Source organism: Pseudomonas thivervalensis (assembly GCF_001269655.1).
Taxonomy (GTDB): Bacteria; Pseudomonadota; Gammaproteobacteria; order Pseudomonadales; family Pseudomonadaceae; genus Aquipseudomonas; species Aquipseudomonas thivervalensis.
The window spans coordinates 644098-666295 of the sequence record NZ_LHVE01000007.1; the positions used below are offsets into that span (position 1 = coordinate 644098).

General features: G+C 62.6%; 22 protein-coding genes and 1 pseudogene. 8 read left to right on the forward strand and 15 right to left on the reverse strand.

The window, feature by feature from the left end; translation table 11 throughout:
* Positions 1-54: 54 nt before the first annotated feature.
* The 8 genes from AD659_RS10610 to AD659_RS10645 form a co-directional block, all read right to left on the reverse strand.
* Complete coding sequence (locus AD659_RS10610; protein WP_053120909.1) at positions 55-924, reverse strand: isocitrate lyase/PEP mutase family protein; 870 nt, start codon at positions 922-924, stop codon at positions 55-57.
* A gap of 172 nt (positions 925-1096) precedes the next feature.
* Entirely contained in the window at positions 1097-2131 is a 1035-nt protein-coding gene (astA, locus tag AD659_RS10615) for an arginine N-succinyltransferase (RefSeq protein WP_053120912.1), read from the reverse strand.
* Positions 2132-2192: 61 nt separating this feature from the next.
* On the reverse strand, positions 2193-3209 hold the full coding sequence (locus AD659_RS10620; RefSeq protein WP_053120914.1) for an arginine N-succinyltransferase: 1017 nt from the start codon (positions 3207-3209) through the stop codon (positions 2193-2195).
* Positions 3210-3319: 110 nt separating this feature from the next.
* Positions 3320-4669, reverse strand: coding sequence for an APC family permease (locus AD659_RS10625; protein WP_053120916.1), 1350 nt, complete (start codon positions 4667-4669; stop codon positions 3320-3322).
* Positions 4670-4739: 70 nt separating this feature from the next.
* The gene (locus tag AD659_RS10630; RefSeq protein WP_053120918.1) at positions 4740-5492 is read right to left on the reverse strand and encodes an N-formylglutamate amidohydrolase; all 753 of its coding nucleotides are present in this window, start codon (positions 5490-5492) and stop codon (positions 4740-4742) included.
* The gene (locus AD659_RS10635; protein WP_053120920.1) at positions 5476-6828 is read right to left on the reverse strand and encodes a type I glutamate--ammonia ligase; all 1353 of its coding nucleotides are present in this window, start codon (positions 6826-6828) and stop codon (positions 5476-5478) included. The genes AD659_RS10630 and AD659_RS10635 overlap by 17 nt, the downstream gene beginning before the upstream one ends.
* Positions 6825-7469 carry a cysteine hydrolase family protein gene (locus AD659_RS10640; protein ID WP_053120922.1) on the reverse strand — a complete coding sequence of 215 codons (645 nt, stop codon included), beginning with the start codon at positions 7467-7469 and terminating at the stop codon, positions 6825-6827. The genes AD659_RS10635 and AD659_RS10640 overlap by 4 nt, the downstream gene beginning before the upstream one ends.
* 2 nt (positions 7470-7471) lie before the next feature.
* The gene (locus tag AD659_RS10645) at positions 7472-8326 is read right to left on the reverse strand and encodes a MurR/RpiR family transcriptional regulator (RefSeq protein WP_053120925.1); all 855 of its coding nucleotides are present in this window, start codon (positions 8324-8326) and stop codon (positions 7472-7474) included.
* A gap of 300 nt (positions 8327-8626) precedes the next feature.
* Between AD659_RS10645 and AD659_RS10650 the strand changes: the two genes are divergently transcribed.
* Both AD659_RS10650 and cobF read left to right on the forward strand, forming a co-directional pair.
* Positions 8627-9205 carry a histidine phosphatase family protein gene (locus AD659_RS10650; RefSeq protein WP_053120926.1) on the forward strand — a complete coding sequence of 193 codons (579 nt, stop codon included), beginning with the start codon at positions 8627-8629 and terminating at the stop codon, positions 9203-9205.
* The gene (gene cobF / locus AD659_RS10655) at positions 9202-9960 is read left to right on the forward strand and encodes a precorrin-6A synthase (deacetylating) (protein WP_053120928.1); all 759 of its coding nucleotides are present in this window, start codon (positions 9202-9204) and stop codon (positions 9958-9960) included. The genes AD659_RS10650 and cobF overlap by 4 nt, the downstream gene beginning before the upstream one ends.
* 154 nt (positions 9961-10114) lie before the next feature.
* On the opposite strand, the gene ftrA is transcribed toward cobF, so the two are convergent.
* Positions 10115-11074 carry a transcriptional regulator FtrA gene (ftrA, locus tag AD659_RS10660; protein ID WP_053120930.1) on the reverse strand — a complete coding sequence of 320 codons (960 nt, stop codon included), beginning with the start codon at positions 11072-11074 and terminating at the stop codon, positions 10115-10117.
* A gap of 102 nt (positions 11075-11176) precedes the next feature.
* Here ftrA and AD659_RS10665 point away from each other — a divergent pair, with 102 nt between their 5' ends.
* From AD659_RS10665 to AD659_RS10680, 4 genes are all read left to right on the forward strand, one after another.
* Complete coding sequence (locus AD659_RS10665; RefSeq protein ID WP_053120933.1) at positions 11177-11611, forward strand: rhodanese-like domain-containing protein; 435 nt, start codon at positions 11177-11179, stop codon at positions 11609-11611.
* A gap of 344 nt (positions 11612-11955) precedes the next feature.
* Positions 11956-12735, forward strand: coding sequence for an ABC transporter substrate-binding protein (locus AD659_RS10670; protein WP_053120934.1), 780 nt, complete (start codon positions 11956-11958; stop codon positions 12733-12735).
* A gap of 150 nt (positions 12736-12885) precedes the next feature.
* Positions 12886-13998 carry a M14 family metallopeptidase gene (locus AD659_RS10675; RefSeq protein ID WP_053120936.1) on the forward strand — a complete coding sequence of 371 codons (1113 nt, stop codon included), beginning with the start codon at positions 12886-12888 and terminating at the stop codon, positions 13996-13998.
* Between the two features lie 65 nt (positions 13999-14063).
* Complete coding sequence (locus tag AD659_RS10680) at positions 14064-14780, forward strand: alpha/beta hydrolase (RefSeq protein WP_053120938.1); 717 nt, start codon at positions 14064-14066, stop codon at positions 14778-14780.
* Positions 14781-14955: 175 nt separating this feature from the next.
* Here the strand turns inward: AD659_RS10680 and AD659_RS10685 are convergent, their stop codons facing one another.
* The 5 genes and pseudogenes from AD659_RS10685 to AD659_RS10705 all read right to left on the reverse strand — a co-directional run.
* Positions 14956-15543 (reverse strand): DcrB/PsbP domain-containing protein, encoded by a 588-nt coding sequence (locus tag AD659_RS10685; RefSeq protein ID WP_053120940.1) that lies wholly within the window; start codon positions 15541-15543, stop codon positions 14956-14958.
* A gap of 85 nt (positions 15544-15628) precedes the next feature.
* Positions 15629-16414 (reverse strand): hypothetical protein, encoded by a 786-nt coding sequence (locus AD659_RS10690; RefSeq protein WP_053120942.1) that lies wholly within the window; start codon positions 16412-16414, stop codon positions 15629-15631.
* A gap of 360 nt (positions 16415-16774) precedes the next feature.
* The gene (locus AD659_RS10695; protein WP_053120944.1) at positions 16775-17074 is read right to left on the reverse strand and encodes a hypothetical protein; all 300 of its coding nucleotides are present in this window, start codon (positions 17072-17074) and stop codon (positions 16775-16777) included.
* 248 nt (positions 17075-17322) lie between these two features.
* On the reverse strand, positions 17323-18348 hold the full coding sequence (locus AD659_RS10700; protein WP_053120946.1) for a purine-nucleoside phosphorylase: 1026 nt from the start codon (positions 18346-18348) through the stop codon (positions 17323-17325).
* A gap of 73 nt (positions 18349-18421) precedes the next feature.
* Positions 18422-18727 (reverse strand): annotated as a pseudogene (locus tag AD659_RS10705) (nucleoside-specific channel-forming protein Tsx); the annotation flags it as partial.
* A 297-nt stretch (positions 18728-19024) separates the two neighbouring features.
* Between AD659_RS10705 and selD the strand changes: the two are divergent.
* Together selD and mnmH are read left to right on the forward strand one after the other, a co-directional pair.
* Complete coding sequence (gene selD / locus AD659_RS10710) at positions 19025-20059, forward strand: selenide, water dikinase SelD (RefSeq protein WP_053120951.1); 1035 nt, start codon at positions 19025-19027, stop codon at positions 20057-20059.
* The gene (mnmH, locus tag AD659_RS10715; protein WP_053120953.1) at positions 20059-21162 is read left to right on the forward strand and encodes a tRNA 2-selenouridine(34) synthase MnmH; all 1104 of its coding nucleotides are present in this window, start codon (positions 20059-20061) and stop codon (positions 21160-21162) included. The genes selD and mnmH overlap by 1 nt, the downstream gene beginning before the upstream one ends.
* A gap of 150 nt (positions 21163-21312) precedes the next feature.
* On the opposite strand, the gene AD659_RS10720 is transcribed toward mnmH, so the two are convergent.
* The gene (locus AD659_RS10720; RefSeq protein ID WP_053120955.1) at positions 21313-21987 is read right to left on the reverse strand and encodes a hypothetical protein; all 675 of its coding nucleotides are present in this window, start codon (positions 21985-21987) and stop codon (positions 21313-21315) included.
* Positions 21988-22198 lie beyond the last annotated feature (211 nt).

The window sequence follows — 22198 nt, forward strand, 5'->3', positions numbered from 1 at the left end:
CCCCTGTGGGAGCGAGCTTGCTCGCGATGGCGGCCTCCGGGACAGTGAATCAGCTCACTCCTTGACGCTCATGTACTCCTCGGCCCAGCGGATGTACTCCTCGGGCTGGGTGTAGGTGTGCGTCAGTTCGGTGGCGCTGAGGTCCGAGGCCTGGGTGAAGATTTGCCGTTGTTCACGAAGGCTGTCATAGGTGGCCTTGATCGCGGCGAAGTAAGCGCCGTGGCCGTCGATGGTCACGCGCACGCCCAGTTCGGCCAGGCGCTTGTCGTCGCGCAGCAGCGGGTTGCCATAGGTGACCAGCATCAACGGCACCGTCAGGTTCTCGCTGATCTTCTCCAAGTGATCGAAGTCTTGCACGCCCACCATGCAAATCCCGTCCGCCCCGGCCCGCTCATATTGCTGGGTCCGGCTGATGATTTCCTGCACCGGCAGAATCCCCGCGTTGGTCCGGGCGATGATCGCCATTTCCGGGTCGACGCGCGCCTCCAGCGCCGCACGAATCTTGCCGACGCCCTCAGCGACACCGATCAGGTCGGTGGATTTGCGCCCGAACTGGGCGGGCAGCAAGGTGTCCTCGATGGTCAGCGCCGCGACGCCGGCCCGTTCCAGTTCGATGATGGTGCGCATCACGTTCAGGGCATTGCCGTAGCCGTGATCGGCGTCGGCAATGAACGGCAGCTGGGCCACGCGCCCGATACGGGTGGCCTGTTCGGCAAATTCGCTGAGGGTGATCAGGGCGAAGTCCGGCGCGCCCAATACTTGCAACGACGCGACCGAACCTCCCAGGATGCCTACTTCAAAACCCAGGTCGGCAGCGATACGCGCCGACATCGGGTCAAACACCGATGCGGTGTGGTAGCAGGTTTTGGAAGCCAGTAGCTGACGAAAGTTACGACGCAAATCTTGATGGGAAAGCCTGGACATATGAGTTCCACCAAATGGAATGGAAAGGCTTGAGCAAAATTGTCAACGCCGAAAGATCCAAAGGCTATCACGTGGCAAGCGCAAAGATGATGACGAATGTGTATGGGCGATGCCGTTATGGCATCAGACCGACGGTCGCAGGTCCGGAAGGCCCTGGCCGGCGGATACACGGCTACGCCGCCACCGCCTGTTGCCCCTGCCTGGGCAATGCCACGGCGCGCACGGTGTCACCCGGTTGTACTTGCAGGCGTTTGGCGGTGAGGCGATCGACGACCAGGCTGTAGCCATGCAGGTGGGCGCGGGCGCTGGTCACACGACAGTTTTCCAGGCGCCGGTTGTGGATCAGCCAGACCGGTGCCTGTTCGTCCGGGCTGCCGATGGCCAGGGTCAGCGTCTGGCTGTCGCGTACGGTGCGGATCTTCGACACCGGCGCCTCGATCACCGGGCCACCGTCAAAGATGTCGATATACCCCTTATGGCTGAAACCTTCGGCACTGAGGATCTTCAGGGCCGGCTCAGTGTTCGGGTGGGCCTTGCCGATCACCGCCTGGGCCCGTTCGGTGAGCAGGCAGGTGTACAGCGGCTGGCGGGGCATCAGTTCGGCGATGAACGACTTGTTGCCCATGCCGGACAATTGGTCGGCGTAGCTGAAATCCTTCTTGAAGAAGTGCCGGCCCAGGCTGTCCCAGAACGGCGAACAGCCTTGTTCGTCGGCATGACCGCGCAGTTCGGCGATCAGTTTTTGGCCGAATAGCTGGGAAAACTCGGCCACGAACAGCAGGCGTGCCAGGGACAGCAGGCGTCCGTTATGGCCGCGGCGTTGGTCGGGGTGCAGGAACAGCGAACAGATCTCCGATTGCCCGGACATCTCGTTGTTGAGAAACAGCGTCGGGATCTGCCGCTGGATGCCCAGCTCCGGTGCCGAGCTGACCGTGACTCCGACCCGATAGTTGTACCAGGGCTCGCGCAGCCCCACCGCCCCGGTCAGGGCGCTGATGCCCACCACCTGCCGATCATCGTCTTCGAGCACGAACAGGTAATCGGCGTCGGCCCGTTCGACTTGCCCAGCAAAGGTCCGCTGGGCCCACCGAATGCGGTGGGCCAGGCGCTCTTCGTTGGCCGGCAGGCTGGTAAACCCCTGGCCTGCGCAACGGGCCAGGTCCAGCAAGGCAGGCAGATCGGTGATGGCCACCGGTCGGACAATCATGATGCAGCTCCTTCATCGTGTCGGTCCAAGCGTCGGGGCAAGCCATGGGATCGAATGAGGTTCATAGGGTAACCACCCGGATCCGCGCGCCATCCTGAATGTCCAGGGCGTTCAGCATGGCGGGTGACAGGGACACCGGGCCGTCGGCATTGACGTCCAGTTCAGCGACGATGGCCCGGTAACTTCCCAGGCGCTCGTTGCTCACCAGGTACAGGCCCCGTGCGTCAATCTGCGGGCTTTGCCTGGCCGTAGTGGTGCGGCTTTGCGTGATGGAGCGGATGTTGGCGATGCGGGCATGCAAGGTCGGCCCGCCGTCGAAGATATCGACGTAGCTGTTGGTCTCGAAACCCTCGCGTTCGAGGATGTCGTAGGCTTCCTGGCCGTCGGGATGCACCCGGCCGATACAGGCCTGGGCCGCGGGCGGCAGCATGGGCACGTAGATCGGGTATTGCGGCATCAGCTCGGCGAGAAAGGTCCGGCTCTGCAAGCCGCACAACCGTTCGGCTTCGACGTAGGGCAGGTCGAAGAAATGCTGGCCGATCGCGTCCCAGAAGGGCGACTGGCCGTCCTCGCTGCTGAAACCGACGATTTCGGTGATGACCGATTCGGCAAAGCGCTGGGGGTGGGCGGCGATGAACATCAGCCGGGCGCGGGACAGCAACTCTGATTCCGGCGTGCGCACCCGTTCGGCGTCGATGTGGAAGCCACGCAGCAGTGTTTGCCCGTTGAGGTCCTGGCACAGCGACAAGGCGGGTACGCCGTGTTGGATGTTCAACTCCCGGGACTCGCTGGAAAACGGCCGGTTGCGCAGGCTGTAGAACGGTTCGTTGCAACCGGTGCTGGAGAGGATCTCCGAACAACCGACCAGTCGCCCGGACTCCAGGTCCTGCAGGACGAAAAAGTAATTCTCTGCCCCCGGCCCTTGCGCATCGGCTGCGAACGAGGCGCACGAGTCGAGGATCTTTTCCTCCAGGCGCCCGGTATCGTCTGGCAGCGACGTGACGCCTACCAGGCTGTCACGGGCCAGTTGTTGCAGTTGCGGCAGATCGGCTAATTGAACTGGACGTAAGGCCAGCATGGATTGCACTCCTGTTCCAGGGAGCCCGGCGACCGGCACCGGGCTTGACGATCACTGTCGATGTCCACGCGTTGTCACCACGGCAGGCCGAACCCTTCGACTGCCGTCCCTCATTGACCCGCTGGATCGGGCAGGGCGGTACGACTGCCGAATTTGTTCAGCAGGCACAGATAGACCACGCCCGCGGCAATCCAGATCAGGCCGAGTTTCTGTGCTGCCACGCCCATGTTGTACATGATGGCCGCGACGATCACGAAGCCGACCAGTGGGCAGATCACGTGGCGAATCAGTTGGCCGGACCGTTGGCGACGCCAGTAATGGTTGATGACCGTGATGTGCAGCAACATGAAGCCGCTCAGGGCGCCGAAGTTGACCAGGGAGGTGAGGGTGTCCACGGCGTTGATGAACAGGTAGCAGATCAGCAACGACAGCACCGCCACCAAGTAGATGCTCATGTACGGGGTGTTGTGTTTCGGATGGACCTTGGCCAGCACCTTCGGCAACTGGCCGTCCCGGGCCATGCCGAACAACAGGCGCGACACCGCTGCCTGGGAAGTGATCGCCACTGCAACGCCCCAGGCCAGGGCCGTGGCCACTGCGGTCAAGGTGGCCAACCAACTGCCGGCCGCCAGTTCGGCGATTTCATAGAACGCGGTGTCGGCGGACTTGAAGCCCATGCCGGCCGCCAGGTCGGTGGCGATCCAGGTCTGTACCACAAAAATCGCCCCCATCACCAGCAAAGTCACCAGTGCTGCCTTGCCGACGCTGCGGCCCGGGTCGCCCTTGATCTCTTCGGCCAGGGTGGAAATGGCGTCGAAGCCCAGGAACGACAGGACCGCGATGGATACGGCTTGCATCAGCAGGGCGAAGTTGAAGTGTTCCGGGCTGTACAGCGGCGCCAGGGTCAGTTGGCCATTACCGGCTCCGCCGTGCAGGGCATTCCAGGCGTAGAACAGGAAAATCCCCAGCACCACCAGCTGTGCCAGCAGGAAAATGATGTTCATCCGCGCGGTGAAGGTGATGCCCCGCAGGTTGACGAAGGTCGCGCTTACCAGGAAGGCCAGGATGAAACCGACCTTGGGGATGTCCGGGTATAAATGGTTCAGCGCCATGGCGGCGTAAACATAGAGCAGTGGCGGGATCAGCAAGTAGTCCAGCAGCATCAGCCAGCCGGCGATGAAGCCGACGTGTGGGTTAAGACCCCGTTGCGCGTAGGAATAGACCGAACCTGCCACCGGAAAAGCCCGGGCCATGCTGCCGTAGCTCAAGGCGGTAAACAGCATCGCCACCATGCCGATGATGTAGGCCAGCGGCACCATCCCCGGTGCCTCGGCGTTGACGTAGCCATACACACCGAACGGCGCGATGGGGATCATGAAAATCATCCCGTAGACCACCAGGTCTGTCAGCGACAGGCCGCGTTTCAATTCCTGTTTGTAGCCAAATGCCTCGATACTCATGAGCCGTTTTCCTTTTCAGCTGTGTGGGTTGCGTTTGCTCGCTGTCTGCGTTGTAAATCTGTCGATGCCGCTACAGCAGGGGCGCCAGGTAGGCGCTCCAGGTCCGTACCGCCTCGGGGCTGCGCAGTTGGTCGTTGCGCACTTCGATCAGCACCGAATCCAGGCCGCGACCATCGCCGTGCACCGGGACTGTCATGTCCGTCAGGGGATTGATCTTGTAGGGCTGGTTGCCCGCTGCCCGCAGCGAATGCCGGCACAGCCCGTCGACGATGCGCTGGGCGTATGCCTTGGCTTCGCCGAACAGCACGCCGGCTTCCAGGGCGCGTGGCTGACCATAGAACACCGGGGTGAAACTGTGGATGCCCACCACGCGCACCGGCCGGTTGGCGGCCAGGCGCTGGTCGATCAACGTTCGCAACCGATCATGGAAGGGATGAAACAGGCACTGCTGGCGATATTCGCGTGTGGCGTCATCCAGGTCATGGTTGCCCGGGACCTGGTAGATCTCGCTCTGGGCCGGAATACTGTCCGGCACGTGCAGCGGGCGGTTGAGATCGATCAACAGCCGTGAGTAATTGGCCGACAGCAAGGTCGCGCCGAGGGTTTCGGACAGGCGTTCAGCCAGCAGCAGGGCGCCGATGTCCCACGCGATGTGTTCCTGGGACGCGGTTTCATCCAGGCCAAGATCGTTCAGCGCCACAGGAATGAAACGGCTGGCGTGTTCGCACACCAGCAGCACCGGGTGGTCGGAGTCTTCCCGGGTCAATCGATAGGCTGGCCTGGTGTAGAGGCCCGATTCAGCGCATTCAATAGATTCGTGCATAGTGCTCGCAACGTTCGGCAGGTGAGAGCGCCTGGGTCAAGGCCAGCTCCTGGGCCTTCAAGGCGAAATAGGTTTCGACCAGCGGGCCGGGCAGGGTCTCAAGCAACGCCCCGCTGTGGCGCAGGCAGTCCAGTGCCTGGGCCAGGGTTGTCGGCAGGGCGATAATGCCACGGGCGCGACGTTGTGTTTCGTCCAGCTCATCGGGTATTTCATCGGTGACAGCCCGCAATGGCAACCGTTGCTGGATGCCCAGCCGCCCGGCAATCAACAGCGCGGCCATCGCCAAGTGCGGCGAGGCGGTGGCGTCCATGGCGCGAAACTCCAGGTTGTACTGGTTCGCCAAGGGTTTTCCACCCAGGCTCACGGTCGGGCAGATGCGCAGCGCCGCTTCGCGGTTGCGCTGTCCCAGGCACGCATAGGAGGCGCTCCAGTGATGAGGTTGCAGACGCTCGTAGGACACCGGCGTCGGCGCAGTCAGTGCGCACAGCGCCGGCAGATACTGCAGCACACCGGCGGCCCAATGCTGGCCGAGGCTGGACAAGCCGTTGCTGTTGGCGGCGTCATGCAGCACTGGGTCTGCGCTCAGGTCTTGCAGGCTCAGGTGCAGATGCACGCCGTTGCACACGGCATGTTCCGAGGTCTTGGGGGCGAAACTCACGTCCAGGCCCATCTGCCGGGCGATCTCGCGGGTGATTTCCCGCACGTTCACGGCCCGGTCGGCAGCGGCCACGCCCAGGGTCGGGCGGCAGGTGATTTCGTATTGATGCTGGCCGTATTCCGGCAGGAACATTTCCGGCTCGACGCCGCCGGCCCGCAGGGCGCTGAGCAACCACCCGGCAAACCCGGCCTGCTGGCGCTGGGCCTGGAGGCTGAAGGCCAGGCGATCAGGCTGCGCAGGCGTGGCCGCCAGGTTGAATTCATGCTCGAACGCGGCGAAAACCTGCAGGCCCAGTTCCGTGCGATAACGCTCCACTTCGTCCTGCAGCAGCGTGCGCGGGCAGGCGCTCCAAGGCTGGCCGTCGGTCTCCCGAATATCGCAATGAATAAAGTCCAGGGCCGGCGCCTGGGGATCGGGGCCGTTGTTGACGGTTACCCGGCTGGACAGGTCCGGTATCAGCCGCAGGTCGCCATAGGCGCCCCAGGGGTTGGTCGAGGCGATGATGTCCTGGGGCGTCAGTGCGCTGTTGGCCGGCACCCAGCCGCAACCGGCGGTGACGTAGTGGGGCAACTCATCGCTGGGAAACGAGCGGCCGCGGGTCACGCCGATCAGGTCGGTGGTCACCAGGGTCGTGACCGGCAGCGGCGCGAGGAGGGCGGCGGCATCGGGGCGGCTCATGGCTGCATCTCCTGCAAACGCGCGAGCACGGTGTCGGTGTCGGTGATCCAGCAATAGCCCTTGATCGCGTTCAGGCACGCCAGGTGCCGTTGTTCGGTGTAGGTGGCGCAGGCGTCTTCCACCAACGTGACCAGGTAGCCGCGGTCGGCGGCGTCGCGCACGGCCATGTCGACGCACTGGTCGGTGACGATCCCGGCGACGATCAAGTGCCGGGTCTCCAGGTTGCGCAGCACGTAATCGATGTTGGTGGAATTGAACACCCCGGAGGAGGTCTTGGGCAGCACGATTTCGTTTTCCTGCGGCGTCAGCTCGGCAATGATCTGCGCTTCGGGGCTGCCCTTGGGCAGGTGCATGTCCGACAGCTTGTGATCCAGGGAGCGGTCGCGGCCATCGGCGGTGAGGCTTTCGATGTGGGTGTGCAACACGTTGTGCCGCGCTTCGCGCATAGCGTTGAGCAAGCGCTGCTGGTTGGGGATGACCTGCTGGTGCGCCCGCTGGATGAAGTATTCGGCCTCGGGTGTGTGCAGGTGGGCGTCGAATTGCGGTTCCAGCCAGGCGCGTTGCATGTCCACCAACAGCAAGGCCGTGTGTTGGCGGGTGAACGGCAAATCCCGGGGCGAGCGGTGGGGGAGCGAGAACATCCTTATTTTTCCTCCAACAGGTGCGTGTTGAATTCCGTGCGCAAGGCGTCGATGCCTTCCAGGCGTTCGGCCAGCTCAGGGCATTGCAGGGTCAGGCAGGCGATCAGGGCCTCGACCTGGGCCAGCGCCGGCACCAGGCTGTCGAAAGCCGAGACCGATTCCACCGGGGCGCTGATGATCAGGTCCGCCAGCTCGCGCAACGGCGAAGCGTAGACGTCGCTGAACAACACGACCCGGGCATGCCGCGCCTTGGCCGCGCTGGCGACGCGCAGGGCCTGGGCCTGGTAGCGGCGGTAATCGAAAATCAGCACTACGTCCTGGCGTTGCACGTCGAACAGCCGGTCAGGCAGTTGGGCGTTGTCTTCCAGGGCAAAACAGCCGGCACGCAGCAATCGCAAATGGTTGAGCAAGTAATGGGCAAGAAAGCTGCTGAAGCGCCCGCCGAAACAATGCACCTGATGACGGCTGTCGAGCAACCACTGCACGAGAATGCGCACGTCTTCGGGTTGGGTCAGGGCCTGGGTGTCGCTGAGGTTGCGTTGGCTGGCGGCCAGGTATTGGCTCCAGGTATCGCCTCGCTGCAATTTGGCCCGCGGTTGCAGCAGGGTGCGGGGGGAGCGCAGGCGATGGTCCATGTCACTGAGCAGTGCATCCTGGAATTCGGCATAGCCGCCAAACCCGAGTTTTTTCACCAGCCGCACGATGGTCGGGTCGCTGACGCCGGCATGGTCTGCCAGGCGTGACATCGGGCCGAGGCCGTTGCGTGGGTAATGATCGAGCAGGGCGCGTACGACCTTGCGTTCCGACGGCGTCAATACCAGGCCGGGATCGGTGATCAGGTCTCTGAGGGGCGGCATCCGTGCTCCTTGCCTGGATGAAATGTTGGTTTTCTTTCATAACTCCTGAAAACAGTATTTATGTAGCTAGTGCTACATGTCCAGCGGTTTTTATGTTCCGTTTAAAATGCCTCAGAATTGTGCGAAAGCCTTGTAGGAGTTGGTTTCGGCCAGGTCAACTTGGTATGTCAGTTGATGCTTTTGAAGTTGTCGGAAATAACGCCTTTTTGTCTCACTTATTTGATTTCGTATAAGGTGCTGTAAAACTAAACGTGCCCATACTCCGCCCATGCGACCCGTTCGATTACCCGAGAACCCAGTGTGCAAACCACTCGCCTGACGTTGATCTGCCATGCCCGCACCGTTGCCCAGAAGCAGGCGCGCTTCGGCCTGGACGAAGCGCTGGACGCCGACTGGCTGGAGCGTCGTGGGCAGGTCGGGCAGGGCTATCGAAACGTCCGGCAACTGCTCTGCGGGCCGGAACTGCGCACTCGCCAGACCGCCGCGCTGTTCGGCGACGAGCCTCTGGTGGACCCGGCCCTGGCCGATTGCGACCTTGGACGCTGGCGCGGATTGTCCATCGATGAATTGCTCAAGGTTGAGCCGCAGGCCCTGCAAACCTGGCTCGACGAGGCCGAGGCGACCCCCCATGGCGGTGAATCCATCGCGCAGTTGTGTCGCCGTGTCGGAGACTGGCTGACCCGCCTGGAAACCCGACCGGGGCATCTGCTGGCCGTCACCCACCCCTTTGTGATCCGCGCCGCCTTGATGAGTGTCTTGGGCTGCCCGACCGCCACATTCAATCGGATCGATGTTGAGCCGCTGTCCACCCTTGAGCTGCGTTTCAACGGCGTGTGGCGATTGCGCGCCCAAGGGCCTGGCCAGGAGTCGCCGCGATGAAGAGGTTGTCCGTCATTGGCATTGGGGCCGGCGATCCGGATCACCTGACGATGCAGGCAGTGAAGGCCTTGAACCGCTTGGACGTGGTCTTCCTCATGGACAAGGGCCCGGCCAAGGACAAACTGTTGGAGCTGCGGCGCGAAATCTGTCGACGCTACATCGTTGATCGCACCTACCGTTTCGTCGAAGCCTACAGCCCGGAACGCCAGCGCGGCGACCTGGACTACAAGGACAGCGTCGATGCGCTGAATCGCGCGAAACAGGCCGCTTTCGAACGGTTGATCGATGAAGAACTGTCCGACGGGCAGCAGGGTGGTTTTCTGGTGTGGGGCGATCCGGCGTTGTACGACAGCACCGTGCGTATCCTGCAGGCGATCCTCGACGTGGGCCGTTGCGCGTTCGAGTTCGAGGTGATCCCCGGCATCACCAGTGTCCAGGCCCTGGCCGCCCGACACAAAGTGCCGTTGAACAGCATTGGCGGTTCGCTGGAGATCACCACCGGACGCCGCTTGGCGGCGGGGCAGGTGGGCGACGCGGCGAGCGTGGTGGTGATGCTCGATGCGGAGGATGCCTATCGCCGGGTGAGCGATCCCGATACGCAGATTTATTGGGGCGCCTATGTGGGGACATCGGATGAAATCCTCATCGCCGGCCGGTTGGGGGACGTGGCCGATGATATCGAGCGTACCCGCAAGGCCGCGCGAAAGGCCAATGGGTGGATCATGGATACGTATTTGTTGCGCAAGCCCCACTGAGCTTGCACATCACCCGTGGCGAGGGAGCTTGCTCCCGCTGGGTTGCGCAGCAACCCCTATGCCCAGAGGCGTGTCATGACTTCAATCTTGCGCCTGCTTCGCAGTCGAGCGGGAGCAAGCTCCCTCGCCACGGAGTTTCATAACCCCGGCATCTTTACCCCCGCCCAAACCGCTCCCGATACACCGACGGCGCCAACCCCACCACGCTGCGAAACGCTACGCGAAAGCTCTCCACCGAACGATAGCCACACAGTTGCGCGATGTTGTCGGTGTTGTCCCCGGTGCTTTCCAGCATCTCGCGGGCCCGGGCCAGGCGTTCGTGTTGCAGCCAGGCCTTGGGCGACACGCCGCAGGCCTGGGTGAAGTGGCGCAGGAAGGTGCGTTCGCTCATGGCCGCCTGGCTGGCCAGTTCACGCACGCCGAGGGGTTCGTGCAGGCGCTCGCGGGCCCATTGCATGACGCTCGACAGGTCGCTGCGTGGCGTACGGCTGACCGGCGAGGGAATGAACTGCGCCTGGCCGCCCGTCCGTTGTGGCGACATCACCAGCCGACGCGCCACGGTGTTGGCGACCTGGACGCCATAGTCCCGTGCCACCAGGTGCAGGCAAGCATCGATGCCGGCGGCGCTGCCCGCCGAGGTGATGACCTGTCCCGAGTCCACGTACAACACATCCGGGTCGACCCGGACCGCGGGAAAGCTCTCGGCCAACTCATCGGTGTAGCGCCAGTGCGTGGTGGCGCCCAGGCCATCGAGCAGCCCGGCGGCGGCCAATACAAAGGCTCCGGAGCAAATCGACAACAAGCGCGCGCCTCGGGCATGGGCCCTGCGCAGTGCGTCGAGCAATACTGGAGAGGGGGGTTCGCTGCGGCTGCGCCAGCCTGGCACGACAATGGTCCGGGCGGTTTCGAGCAGTTCCATGCCGCCATCGGCCAATACCTGGAAACCGCCCATGGCACGCATCGGGCCGTCATCGACGGCAACGATCCGATGCTCGTACCAAGGGAAATCGAATTCCGGTCGCTCCAATCCGAAGATCTCGACGGCAACGCCGAATTCAAAGGTGCACAGGCCGTCATAGGCGAGGATCGCGACCAGACCCGGGATAGGCTGCATTTGTCGGAAAATTCCCACAGAGTGTCTTGTACGCCACTGTAGCCGCAAGCCTCGGGGGGATAAAGTCTCTTCACGCCCTTATCTACCTTGGAGTACACATCCATGACCAGCCTGGTTCGCGAAGTGCCTGCCGCCCCGTCCGATATCGCCCTGCAGCATTTCAGCCGTCGCCTGTCCTTCGAAACGGATTGTTCCGACGTTCACGCTAGCCAACAGGCCGGTACCGTCGATTTTGTGTTGGTGGATGTACGCGGGCCTGGGGCCTATGAGCGCGGCCACGTACCCGGCGCAATCAACCTGCCGACCCGCACGCTCACCGCCCAGGCCCTGACTGCCTATGCCAAGACCACCCTGTTCGTGGTGTATTGCGCCGGCCCGCATTGCAATGGCGCGAACAAGGCGGCGGTGCGTCTGGCAACCTTGGGTTACCCGGTCAAGGAAATGATCGGCGGCATCATGGGCTGGCTCGATGAAGGCTTTCGCCTGACCGGCTCGGTGGAGCGCGTGGCGGACGAAGCGATCAGCTGCGATTGCTGACTCTCCTGCAACCAGGCTTTTGTGGCGAGGGAGCTTGCTCCCGCTGGGCTGCGCAGCAGCCCCTTGGTGTCTCGCCTTTATTGGGGCCGCTGCGCGCCCCAGCGGGAGCAAGCTCCCTCGCCACAGGGGCGAATCTGCCACAGGGCGTTTACCTGTCAGGTTTTTCGCAAATTTCGTGATAGCCAGTTGCATCTGGCTGTTCTTATAACTATTTGTCGCCTCAACATAATTCCCCTCCTGAGTGCCCCTCTAGACTCCCGGCCACTTCGGTTTTTGCTGACCGAACGCTGCTATGAATCTGCCCATAACGATCCAATAAAATACCTGCGCACTCAGGAGCGAAAATGAAGAAGCTAGCCATGTTCGGTGCCCTGGCACTGTCCGTATTGTCCCTGTCGGCCGTGGCCGAAGACGCCAAGCCGATCCGCCTCGGGATCGAAGCCGGTTACCCACCTTTTTCGATGAAAACCCCCGACGGCAAGCTGGCCGGCTTCGACGTCGATATCGGCGATGCCCTGTGTGAACAGATGAAGGTCAAATGCGTCTGGGTCGAGCAGGAGTTCGATGGCCTGATTCCCGCGCTGAAAGTGAAGAAAATCGACGCGATCCTGTCGTCCATGACCATCACCGACGATCGCAAGAAAAACGTCGATTTCACCATTAAGTACTACCACACCCCGGCCCGCTTCGTGATGAAGGCAGGCTCCGAGGTCAAGGATCCGCTGACCGAACTCAAGGGCAAGAAAGTCGGTGTGCTGCGCGCCAGTACCCACGACCGTTTCGCCACCGAAGTGCTGGTGCCCGCCGGGATCGACCTGGTGCGCTACGGTTCCCAGCAGGAAGCCAACCTGGACATGGTCGCCGGTCGCCTCGATGCCATGCTGGCCGACTCGGTGAACCTCGACGAAGGCTTCCTGAAAACCGATGCCGGCAAGGGTTTCGCCTTCGTCGGCCCGACCTATGAAGACGCTAAGTACTTCGGCGGTGGCGCCGGCATTGCGGTGCGCAAGGGTGATAAGGCCCTGGCCGACCAATTCAACGCGGCCATCAGCGAAATCCGCGCCAACGGCAAGTACAAGAAAGTGCAGGACAAATACTTTGCCTTTGACGTCTACGGGCATTAATCGGTAGGAGCTGCTGTAGGAGCTGCCGAGCGAAGCGAGGCTGCGATCTTTTGATCTTTCGCTCTGGACTCAACTGGCAGTGGAAAGATCGCAGCCTCGCTTCGCTCGACAGCTCCTACGTACCTCCTACGCTAGTCATTCGGAGATTTCATGCAACGCATCGACCATACCCTGCCATGGAGCCACCTGGGCACCGAGCGCCGGCTCAGCGTGTTTCGTTACGGCCATGGCCCGCGCAAGGCCTACATCCAGGCCAGCCTGCACGCCGACGAACTGCCGGGCATGCGCACCGCCTGGGAACTGAAGCAGCGGCTCAACGACCTCGAGGCCCAAGGTTTGCTCAAGGGCGTGATCGAACTGGTGCCGGTGGCCAACCCCATCGGCCTGGACCAACATCTGCAAAGCGCCCACATGGGGCGTTTCGAACTGGGCAGCGGCAAGAATTTCAATCGTTCCTTCGTGGAGCTCAGTGCGCCGGTAGCGCAACGCATCGGTGATCGTCTGGGGGACGATCCGGCCGCCAATATCACCTTGATTCGCCAGACCATGGCCGAGGTCCTCGATGACCTGCCGCCACCCCCTTCGCAACTCGAAGCGCTGCATCGCCTGCTGCTGCGCCATGCCTGCGACGCCGACATCACCTTGGACCTGCATTGCGATTTCGAGGCGGCGATCCACTTGTACGCCTTGCCGCAACAGTGGCCGCAATGGCGCTCTTTGGCTGCACGCTTGAACGCCGGAGTGGCGTTGCTGTGCGAGGATTCGGGCGGCAGTTCGTTCGACGAGTCTTGCTCCTCGCCCTGGTTGCGCCTGGCCAAGGCCTTTCCCGCGGCAGCGATCCCGGCGGCGAACCTGGCGACGACGCTGGAGCTGGGCAGCATGGGCGATACTCGGGTGGAGCAGGCCCAGGCCAATTGTGAAGCCATCCTCGGGTTTTTGGCCGAGCAGGGTTTTATCGCCGGGGACTGGCCATCCGCCCCCGCCGAATGCTGCGAAGGCTTTCCGTTCGAAGGCACGCAATACCTGTTCGCGCCGCACCATGGCGTGGTGAGTTTCCTGCGTGAGGCCGGCGACTGGGTGGAGCGGGGCGATCCGCTGTTCGAAGTGGTCGATCCGTTGAGTGATTTAGTCACCACCGTGCGGGCTGGCACCAGCGGCGTGCTGTTTGCCCTGGACCGCGGGCGCTACACCCAGCCGGGGATCTGGCAGGCCAAAGTCGCAGGGCGTGAACCGATTCGTACGGGGAAATTGATCAACGACTGATAACTGCTGTCTACCTCACCGCACGCGCCTTGCCGTGCGGCTGTCGAAACGATGGAGGAAGATCGATGTTCAAAGCGCTCGCCGTGTTTCTGTTGCTGGTTTCGTCCGGGTTGCAGGCCCAACCCTCGCTGCACACGGACTTGCCGCTCAACTACCTGGCCCAAGCCGATGAGCAGGCCCGGAACCGACCGCTGGTGATCTTCTTGCACGGTTCCGGCAGTAACGAGCAGGACCTGTTCGAACTCAAGGACGCGCTGCCGCGGGATTACAACTACCTCTCGGTGCGGGCGCCGAAGAGCATGGAGCAGGACCGTTACCAGTGGTTCGCCAAAAAGGGCGAGGGCGCCTATGACGGTGACACCTCGGACCTTAAGGCCAGCGGCCAGATGCTGCTGGACTTCATCGACAAGGCCCGGGCCAAGTATTCGACCGACGCGAGCAAGGTCTATCTGGTGGGGTTCAGCCAGGGGGCGATGATGAGCTATGAAGTGGCCTTGCGACATCCCGAAGCCGTGGGCGGCATTGCGGCGATGGGCGGACGGGTCCTGTCGGTGCTGCGGGCGGAACTGACGCCCGACGAATCGCGTCGGGCACTGGCGGTGTTCATTGGCCATGGCACGGCAGACCCGATCATTCCCTACCACGATGGCACTGAGGCCAGCACCTTCCTGAAGACCCTGGCACTGGAACCGGAATTCCATGCCTACCCAGGCGTCGGCCACAGCATCAGCGCCTTGGAGGTGCAGGACCTGCGGGCCTGGCTGGAGCGGCTCAATCCCTGAATCACAGCAAGTCCCTGTGGGAGTTGAGCTCCCACATTTGACGGTGGTTGTCTTCAGAACCCTGTGGGAGCTGAGCTTGCTCGCGATAGCGGTGGGTCAGCTTGCGTCAAGGTTGGATGTGCCGACGCAGTCGCGAGCAAGCTCGGCTCCTACAGGGTGATCAGTGCAGTGCTTATCACTGACCGCTGGCGATCTGTTTCACCAACGCTTCATGACCGGGCTTGTCGCTGGCTCGGGAGATGATTTGCACCACCGCCATGCGCGTGCCGGAGGCACCCAGCAAGGTGCTGTCGAGGGTCGGCCCGCCGCCCTGGGTCGCCTGGGTGTCGAGTTGGCGCAGGCCCAGGCCGGTGCCTTTTTGCTTCAGGCTTTTTTCGCTGAGGATCTTGGCGTCCGGCAGCGACTTGAGGCGCTGGGCGGCGAAGTCGGCCATGGTGGTGTCGAGGAACGCGCCATCGTCAGCCTTCACATTCGCACCGTCGATGATGACGTTCTCCGCTGCGATCACCACGGTCTTGCTGGTGGCATTGCTGTACATCGTCCCCGTCGCCCCGGCGGTGCCCTGGGCGGCATCACCGGCGGGCAATGGCGTCGCCGTGAAGCCCTTGGGCAAGGTGAAGGTGAACTTGCCGCCCAGCATCGACACCTTCTGCGCCGGTGTATCGCTGGCAGGTTTGGCCGGGGCCGCCTGGGCGGAGACCACGACCAGGCTGGCGATGGCCCCCAGCAACAGGGCGGCGGCTTGTTTACTCAGCAATGACATTGAAACGCTCCACAGATGGTCGTGCTTGAAGGCCGATCATCCCATGGGCGTCGTATCGGACTCCAGCGCCAGTGCCGAAGAGACTTCATTTCGGCGAAAGGTGGGTGGTACCGCCGGACGGTGCCCGCACCAGCAGGCGTCGGGTCACCAGCAACATCGCCATCGACACCGCGACGGCCAAGGCAAAGGCCGGCATGCCTAGCAACGGCAAGGCGAGGGCCAGGGTCAGGCAGAAGGCGGCGAAACAATACATGCCGGTGGCCGTGGCTCGCAGCAGCGCGGCGGTGAAGGCCGGTCCACGGGTTTGTTGGGAGAACACCGCCATGACACTGCCCAGCACCGGGAACACCGCCAGCAACCCGCTCCAGCGTTCGCCCACGGTGCTGGCCAGCAGCGTCACCGCCAAGGTCAACAGGGCGCCGGCGATCATGCGCAGCAGCAGCTTGTCGGATTTTGCGGCCGGCCCGTTCATCACCGGTCGGACCGTCGGGAACAGATACGGTGCCGCCAGCAGCGCGACGAGGGCGATCAGGCTCGACAACGGCAGCGAAGCCGGTAGCCAGGACAAGATCAACGCCACCAAGGTCCAGACGCCCAGGGCGATGCCCAGTGCCCAGGGCCAATTGCGATGCTGGGCGACCTGGGCATACACCACGCAGAAAGCAATCATCGCGAACATCGCCGCCAACGCCGCGGTCGCCGATTGCGCGGCAAACAGCTCGCCCTGTTCCACCGCCAGGAACAACAGAATCGGCCCCACCACCACCGGCAACCCCGACAGCCAGCCGGCCACGCTCGGTCCCCAACGCCTGCCCGCCTGGGAGATCAGCAGCAGGAACATGGGAATCACCAGCAATTTGAGCAGCAGCACGCGGTCATCCTTGTCAGTCGTCGAGGCGCCACGTTAGCACCGCCCGACCAAATGCCCTAGGTGCGCAAGCCAGACAACCTCTGAGCAAGGACCGATACCGTGGCGAGGGAGCTTGCTCCCGCTCGGCTGCGCAGCAGTCGCCAAGCCGGGCCATGCGGTCTGCCTGGAGGAATATCGGGCCTGCTTCGCAGGCCAGCGGGAGCAAGCTCCCTCGCCACGGGGTTGGGAGTGTCCAGGCTGACGTCATCGCGAGCAAGCTCGCTCCCGCAGTGGGCGGTGCTGGTCCCGATATTGGATTCAACACAACCCCCTGTGGGAGCGAGATTGCTCGCGATGGCGGCGGCACTGCCATGACGCTTATCAGGCCGCAGTGCCTGCGAAACCTCGGTCGGGCTCCACGACCAGTTGCAGGCTGTCATCGTCCAGGCGCTCCGCTCGCCGGACAATGCCGCTGATGTGTCGGCCTTCGGCGCTGAATACCACGATCTGGGCCTTATCAAGATCCTTAGGCAGCGGTGGTCGTACGTGCAGCGCTAACTTGCCGTCGTCGAGGCGTTTGACATCGAATTGGCAGTCGACACTTTTGGTTTCGCGACCAAACATTGTGTCGAGGCCGTAATCAAGGTGAGCGTTGGCGGCAGCAGCAGGGGCGAGGCGCATCGGGCGGTCTCCTGGGTGGGTACGCAGGGGTGATATCCAAGTGATCCCTCCCGAAATGTAAAATTCCATCGAATGAAACTGTACGGGCTAACCCAATGCAGCCGCCCAATATTCCCCTGTGGCGAGGGAGCTTGCTCCCGCTGGGCGCGCAGCGGCCCCAGCTTTTGGCGGCTGCTTAGCAGCCGAGCGGGAGCAAGCTCCCTCGCCACAAGAGGTCATGTCCCCCGCTCCAAACGGGGTTCGACAGATCAAAGGCCAGGCACACCGTTTTTCCAAGCCGACCAATTCTTCACAATGTCCTGCACCAGCGGGTTGCCGGCGCGGAACAGGTTTTCCAACGCAGGGACAAACGCGCCCTGGTCGGCGTACTTGAGCAGGTTGTCCACTTCATTGCCGCCGGGCTCGGGGCGGTCGAAGTCGGACCCGGCCCGCAGCACCGCCAACCGGTTGATGTCCACCCGACCTTCGCGGCTGGCCCGTAGCAAGGCTTCGTAAGTCGAGTTGTCTTCCTGCTGGGTCGTGCAGTAGACGCCTTTGTTGTCGGTGAGCAGGCGGGTCCAGACTTCGGCGCGCTCGCTCAGGCGCGTGCCGGAGAACCAGGTATTACCCGCCAGGGTGTCGCAACGGGTCACCACCGGAGGCTGGTTGGCCGGGGCATAGGGGTATTTCAAGCGCCAGGCGGCCGACTCCTTGCTTTCGGCCAAGGTCACCTTCTGGCTGAGGGCGTACGCCTTGGCTTGCAGGGCTGGATTGAGTTCGAAGACTTCCGTCTTGTAGTCCAGCGGCGGCTTTTCGTTCGGTCCCTTGGTGTTGATGCCCAGGTAACCGGTGGGCCAATCCTTGGGCACATCCCTGGAATCCAACTCCCATTGGGTGCCGAACTCCACCAGGTAATGGGCCCAGGCGGTGGTGCCGAGCGTGCCGTGATGCGGGTTGATGCCGGCGATCCCAGCCACGAGGAAATAGCTCTTGCGCAGGTCGACGGTCGGGGCGAGCGCCAAGGCCAGGGTCGAAGCCGCGGCGTTGGTCTGGCCCATGCCGGTAATCAGCAGGCAGACCCGCTCGGCGTTGCAGTGGATCGTCGGGTACTCGGCGGACAGCCCCGGTACACGGATTTCATCCTTGAGCTGCAAGCGATCGATCCAGTTCTGCGCCTCGGGGGCGAACATCGTGATCAGCATCACCTTGGGTTGGAGTGGCGGTGCGGCCCCGGCGGTTGAAGCGAAGAGTGCAGTGCTGGCCAGGCCGATAGAAACAAGCAGGCGATTGATCATGTGTTCGTGACCTCCATGGATTCGAAAAGGTGCTGCTACGGTTTGCTCAGAATTGATAGCCGACGCCGGCGTAGTACCCCCACCCCTCGGAGTGGGCGCGGAAGTTGCCGTCGCCAAAGTCCAGGTAGATATCGTCGACCGGTTGCGGGCCGAAGCTGATGTCCTTGCTGCCGATGAGCGTCAGGTCCTGGTTGTACCAGTCCGACAGGTAGGCGCCTTTTTTCGAGGGGATGGCTTCAGGACTGAGGGTTTCGCCCTGGGCGGACGCCTCGGTGGTTTGGGCTTGGGTCGTGGTGCTGAGTAGTCCGGTAACGGCGGTCAGTAGCAGGGTGGCGGCCAATAGGCCGGGGGTGGCGCGACACCGGGAAGTGAAGTGCATGGAAAGTCCTTGTTCGTGCGGGCCAGAGCCCGTGTTCCGTGATTGAAAAAAGCCGTCGATCCGTTGGGGCTGATCGATTGCGCAAACGTTTGCACATCTCATACCATTTTTTCACAGTGGCTTGAAAAGCATGGGATTCAGGCTGTTTTCCTGTCCTTTCGGTCAGGCTTGGCGCACCGGATACGTTATGGTCGCCTGGAGCTGCACCAAAGTGTTGCAGGGACGAATGTTTGACACGGCACTGAGTTGGGGGCGTTGCTGCTAGAATCGGCCAATTGACTGAACAGAGGTATGCCCATGAGCGAGCCGATTCGCCTGACCCAGTACAGCCACGGTGCCGGTTGCGGCTGCAAGATTTCGCCCCAAGTGCTGGAAGTGATCCTGGCCGGCAGCGGTGCGCAGAATCTCGATCCCAAGCTGTGGGTCGGTAATGCTTCTCGCGACGACGCGGCGGTGTACGCCATCGACGAGGAGCGTGGAGTGGTTTCGACCACCGATTTTTTCATGCCGATTGTCGATGATCCCTTCGATTTCGGTCGCATCGCCGCCACCAATGCCATCAGCGACATCTATGCCATGGGCGGTGATCCGCTGATGGCCATCGCGATTCTCGGTTGGCCAGTCAACGTATTGGCCCCGGAAATCGCCCGGGAAGTGATTCGCGGCGGTCGCTCCGTGTGTGACGAGGCCGGTATTCCCCTGGCCGGCGGGCATTCGATCGACGCGCCCGAGCCGATTTTCGGCCTGGCGGTGACAGGCCTGGTACAAAAGCGCCACATGAAACGCAACGACACGGCCACCGCCGGTTGCCGCCTGTACCTGACCAAGCCCCTGGGCATCGGCATCCTTACCACGGCGGAAAAGAAAGGCAAGCTGCGCGCCGCCGATGTTGGCCTGGCCCGTGACTGGATGTGCACCCTCAACAAACCCGGCAGCCGCTTCGGCAAGCTCGACGGCGTGACCGCGATGACCGACGTCACCGGTTTCGGCCTGCTCGGGCACCTGGTGGAAATGGCCGACGGCAGCCAACTGACCGCGCGCATCCGCTATGACGCGGTGCCGCGCCTGCCGGGTGTCGAGTACTACCTTGACCTGGGCTGTGTGCCGGGCGGTACGCTGCGCAACTACGACAGCTACGCCAGCAAGGTCGGTCGGGTCCAGGAACTGCACAAGCGAGTGCTGTGTGACCCGCAGACCAGCGGCGGCCTGCTGATTGCCGTCACCCCTGAAGGCGAGAACGAGTTCCTGCGGGTGGCCGCCGAACTCGGCCTGGCGCTGGCGCCCATCGGCGAGTTGGTCGAGCGACAGAGCTACGCGGTCGAGGTGTCTTGATGAGCCATGACGTCACCGATTACCGCGACATCTTCCTCAATGACCGACCGATGATGGACACGCGCGCCCCGATCGAATTCATCAAGGGCGCTTTCCCCGGCGTGGTCAATTTGCCGTTGATGACCGACAACGAACGGCAACGCGTTGGTACTTGCTACAAGCAGCAGGGGCAGCAGGCCGCCATCGTCCTGGGCCATCAACTGGTGTCCGGCGAGACCAAGGCCCAGCGCATCCAGGCCTGGGCAGCGTTCGCAAAGGCCCATCCCGACGGTCTGCTGTATTGCTTTCGCGGTGGCTTGCGTTCGCAGATCGTCCAGCAATGGCTCAAGGACGAAGCAGGCATTGACTACCCCCGGGTCGGCGGCGGGTACAAGGCCATGCGCACGTTTTTGCTGGACACGGTCGAGCAAGCGGTCGCCGAGTGCGACCTGGTGCTGCTGGGCGGTATGACCGGCACCGGCAAGACTGAGGCGCTGGGTCAACTGGACAACAGTCTGGACCTGGAAGGCTACGCCAACCATCGCGGTTCGAGCTTCGGCAAACGCGCCACGGGCCAGCCGTCCAATATCGATTTCGAAAATCGCCTGGCCGTGGACGTGCTGAAAAAACGCGCCGCCGGCATCGAACAGTTTGTGCTGGAAGATGAGAGCCGTGCAGTCGGCAGTTGCGCCTTGCCGCTGTCCTTGTACCAGCGCATGCAGCAGGTTCCGATGGTCTGGCTGGAAGACAGCCTCGAGCGTCGGGTCGAACGGATCCTGCAGGATTACGTCATCGACCTGTGCGCGGAGTTTGTCGCAGTGCATGGCGATGAAGGCTTCTCGTTGTTTTCCGAGCGACTGCTGGCAAGCCTGGACAACATCCACAAGCGCCTGGGCGGCGATAGGCACCGGCGCTTGAAGGACATCCTGGAAAGCGCCCTGGTCGAGCAGGCCAGCAGCGGCGACGTCGATTTGCATCGCGGGTGGATCGAAGGCCTGTTGCGTGAGTATTACGACCCGATGTACGTGTTCCAGCGGGAAAAGAAGGGGCTGCGGATCGAGTTCTCGGGGGAGCAGGCAGCGGTGTTGGAATATCTGAGGGCGCGGGCTGCGCGGGGAGGGTGAGCCCGCAAGTCCAGGCTCAGGAATCACACGACTACCCTGTGGGAGCGAGCTTGCTCGCGATCGCGGTGGTTCAGTCACATCAATGTCAATGGGGCTGACGCTATCGCGAGCAAGCTCGCTCCCACAGGGGCTGCACTAAATAGCGACTGATCAGGTCGGGCAAGTTTCCTGCCCATTGTCCAGACCTTGTTTGTAGCTCTGGCTGGTGAGGCTGGCCTTGCCGTTGTGCCAGGTCAGGGTCAGCACATACAGCGAATCGAAGTCACCCGAGGCCCAGTCTTCGGTAATGGTCTGCTCCTTGCCCACCGCCTCTCCGGCGACCTTGTTGATCAGCTCCGGCAGGTAGCCATGGGACCAGGCGGTGTAGATGGTGGCGTTGTGGTACTTGTCGTGGAGCAGCTCGTCAGCCAGGTCGCTGGTGTCGTTGGCTGAATAATCGATGTTCACCGGCAACCCGAGCTTGATAGCACTGGGGCTGATGGTCATCAACGGGCGAATATAGCTGTAGGAGTTGTCCAGCTCACCCTCTTCGACATTGCGGGTAGGGTTGGCCGCGAACACGTAGTCGGCCTTGCCGAATTTTTCCGGCAGGAGGGTGGCCAGGTCGATGGCGCGGTTGAGGCCCCGACAGTTGAGCTGGCCTAAGCCGCCGACGGGTTTCTCGGCGTGGCGCAGGAAAACCAGGGTCTGTACACCATCGGCTGGCTGGGCGCGGCTGACGCTGGACTCCAGCGACAGCACCAGGCCACAGACCACAAGCAGCGTTGGCAGCATCAGCCACGAACGGTGTTTGAAGCGCCTGGTGAAATTCAGTGGGTTCATCATCGAATAAATAGTCTTCAGCACGCGTGAGTCAGGCTGACAAACCCTGGCACCGCGAAGCGGCTGGCCTCGGGTGTTTTCCCTGTCGTTACGCCTCGTCGAATCCTCGGGGGCATTGCTCAGAGTCCCTCCGAGCGCTTTGGTTCGATTCTGGCGGGTCCCGGTGCACTGTAGCGATCTCCGTCGGGAGATGTGACGAACGTTAACGACAGGA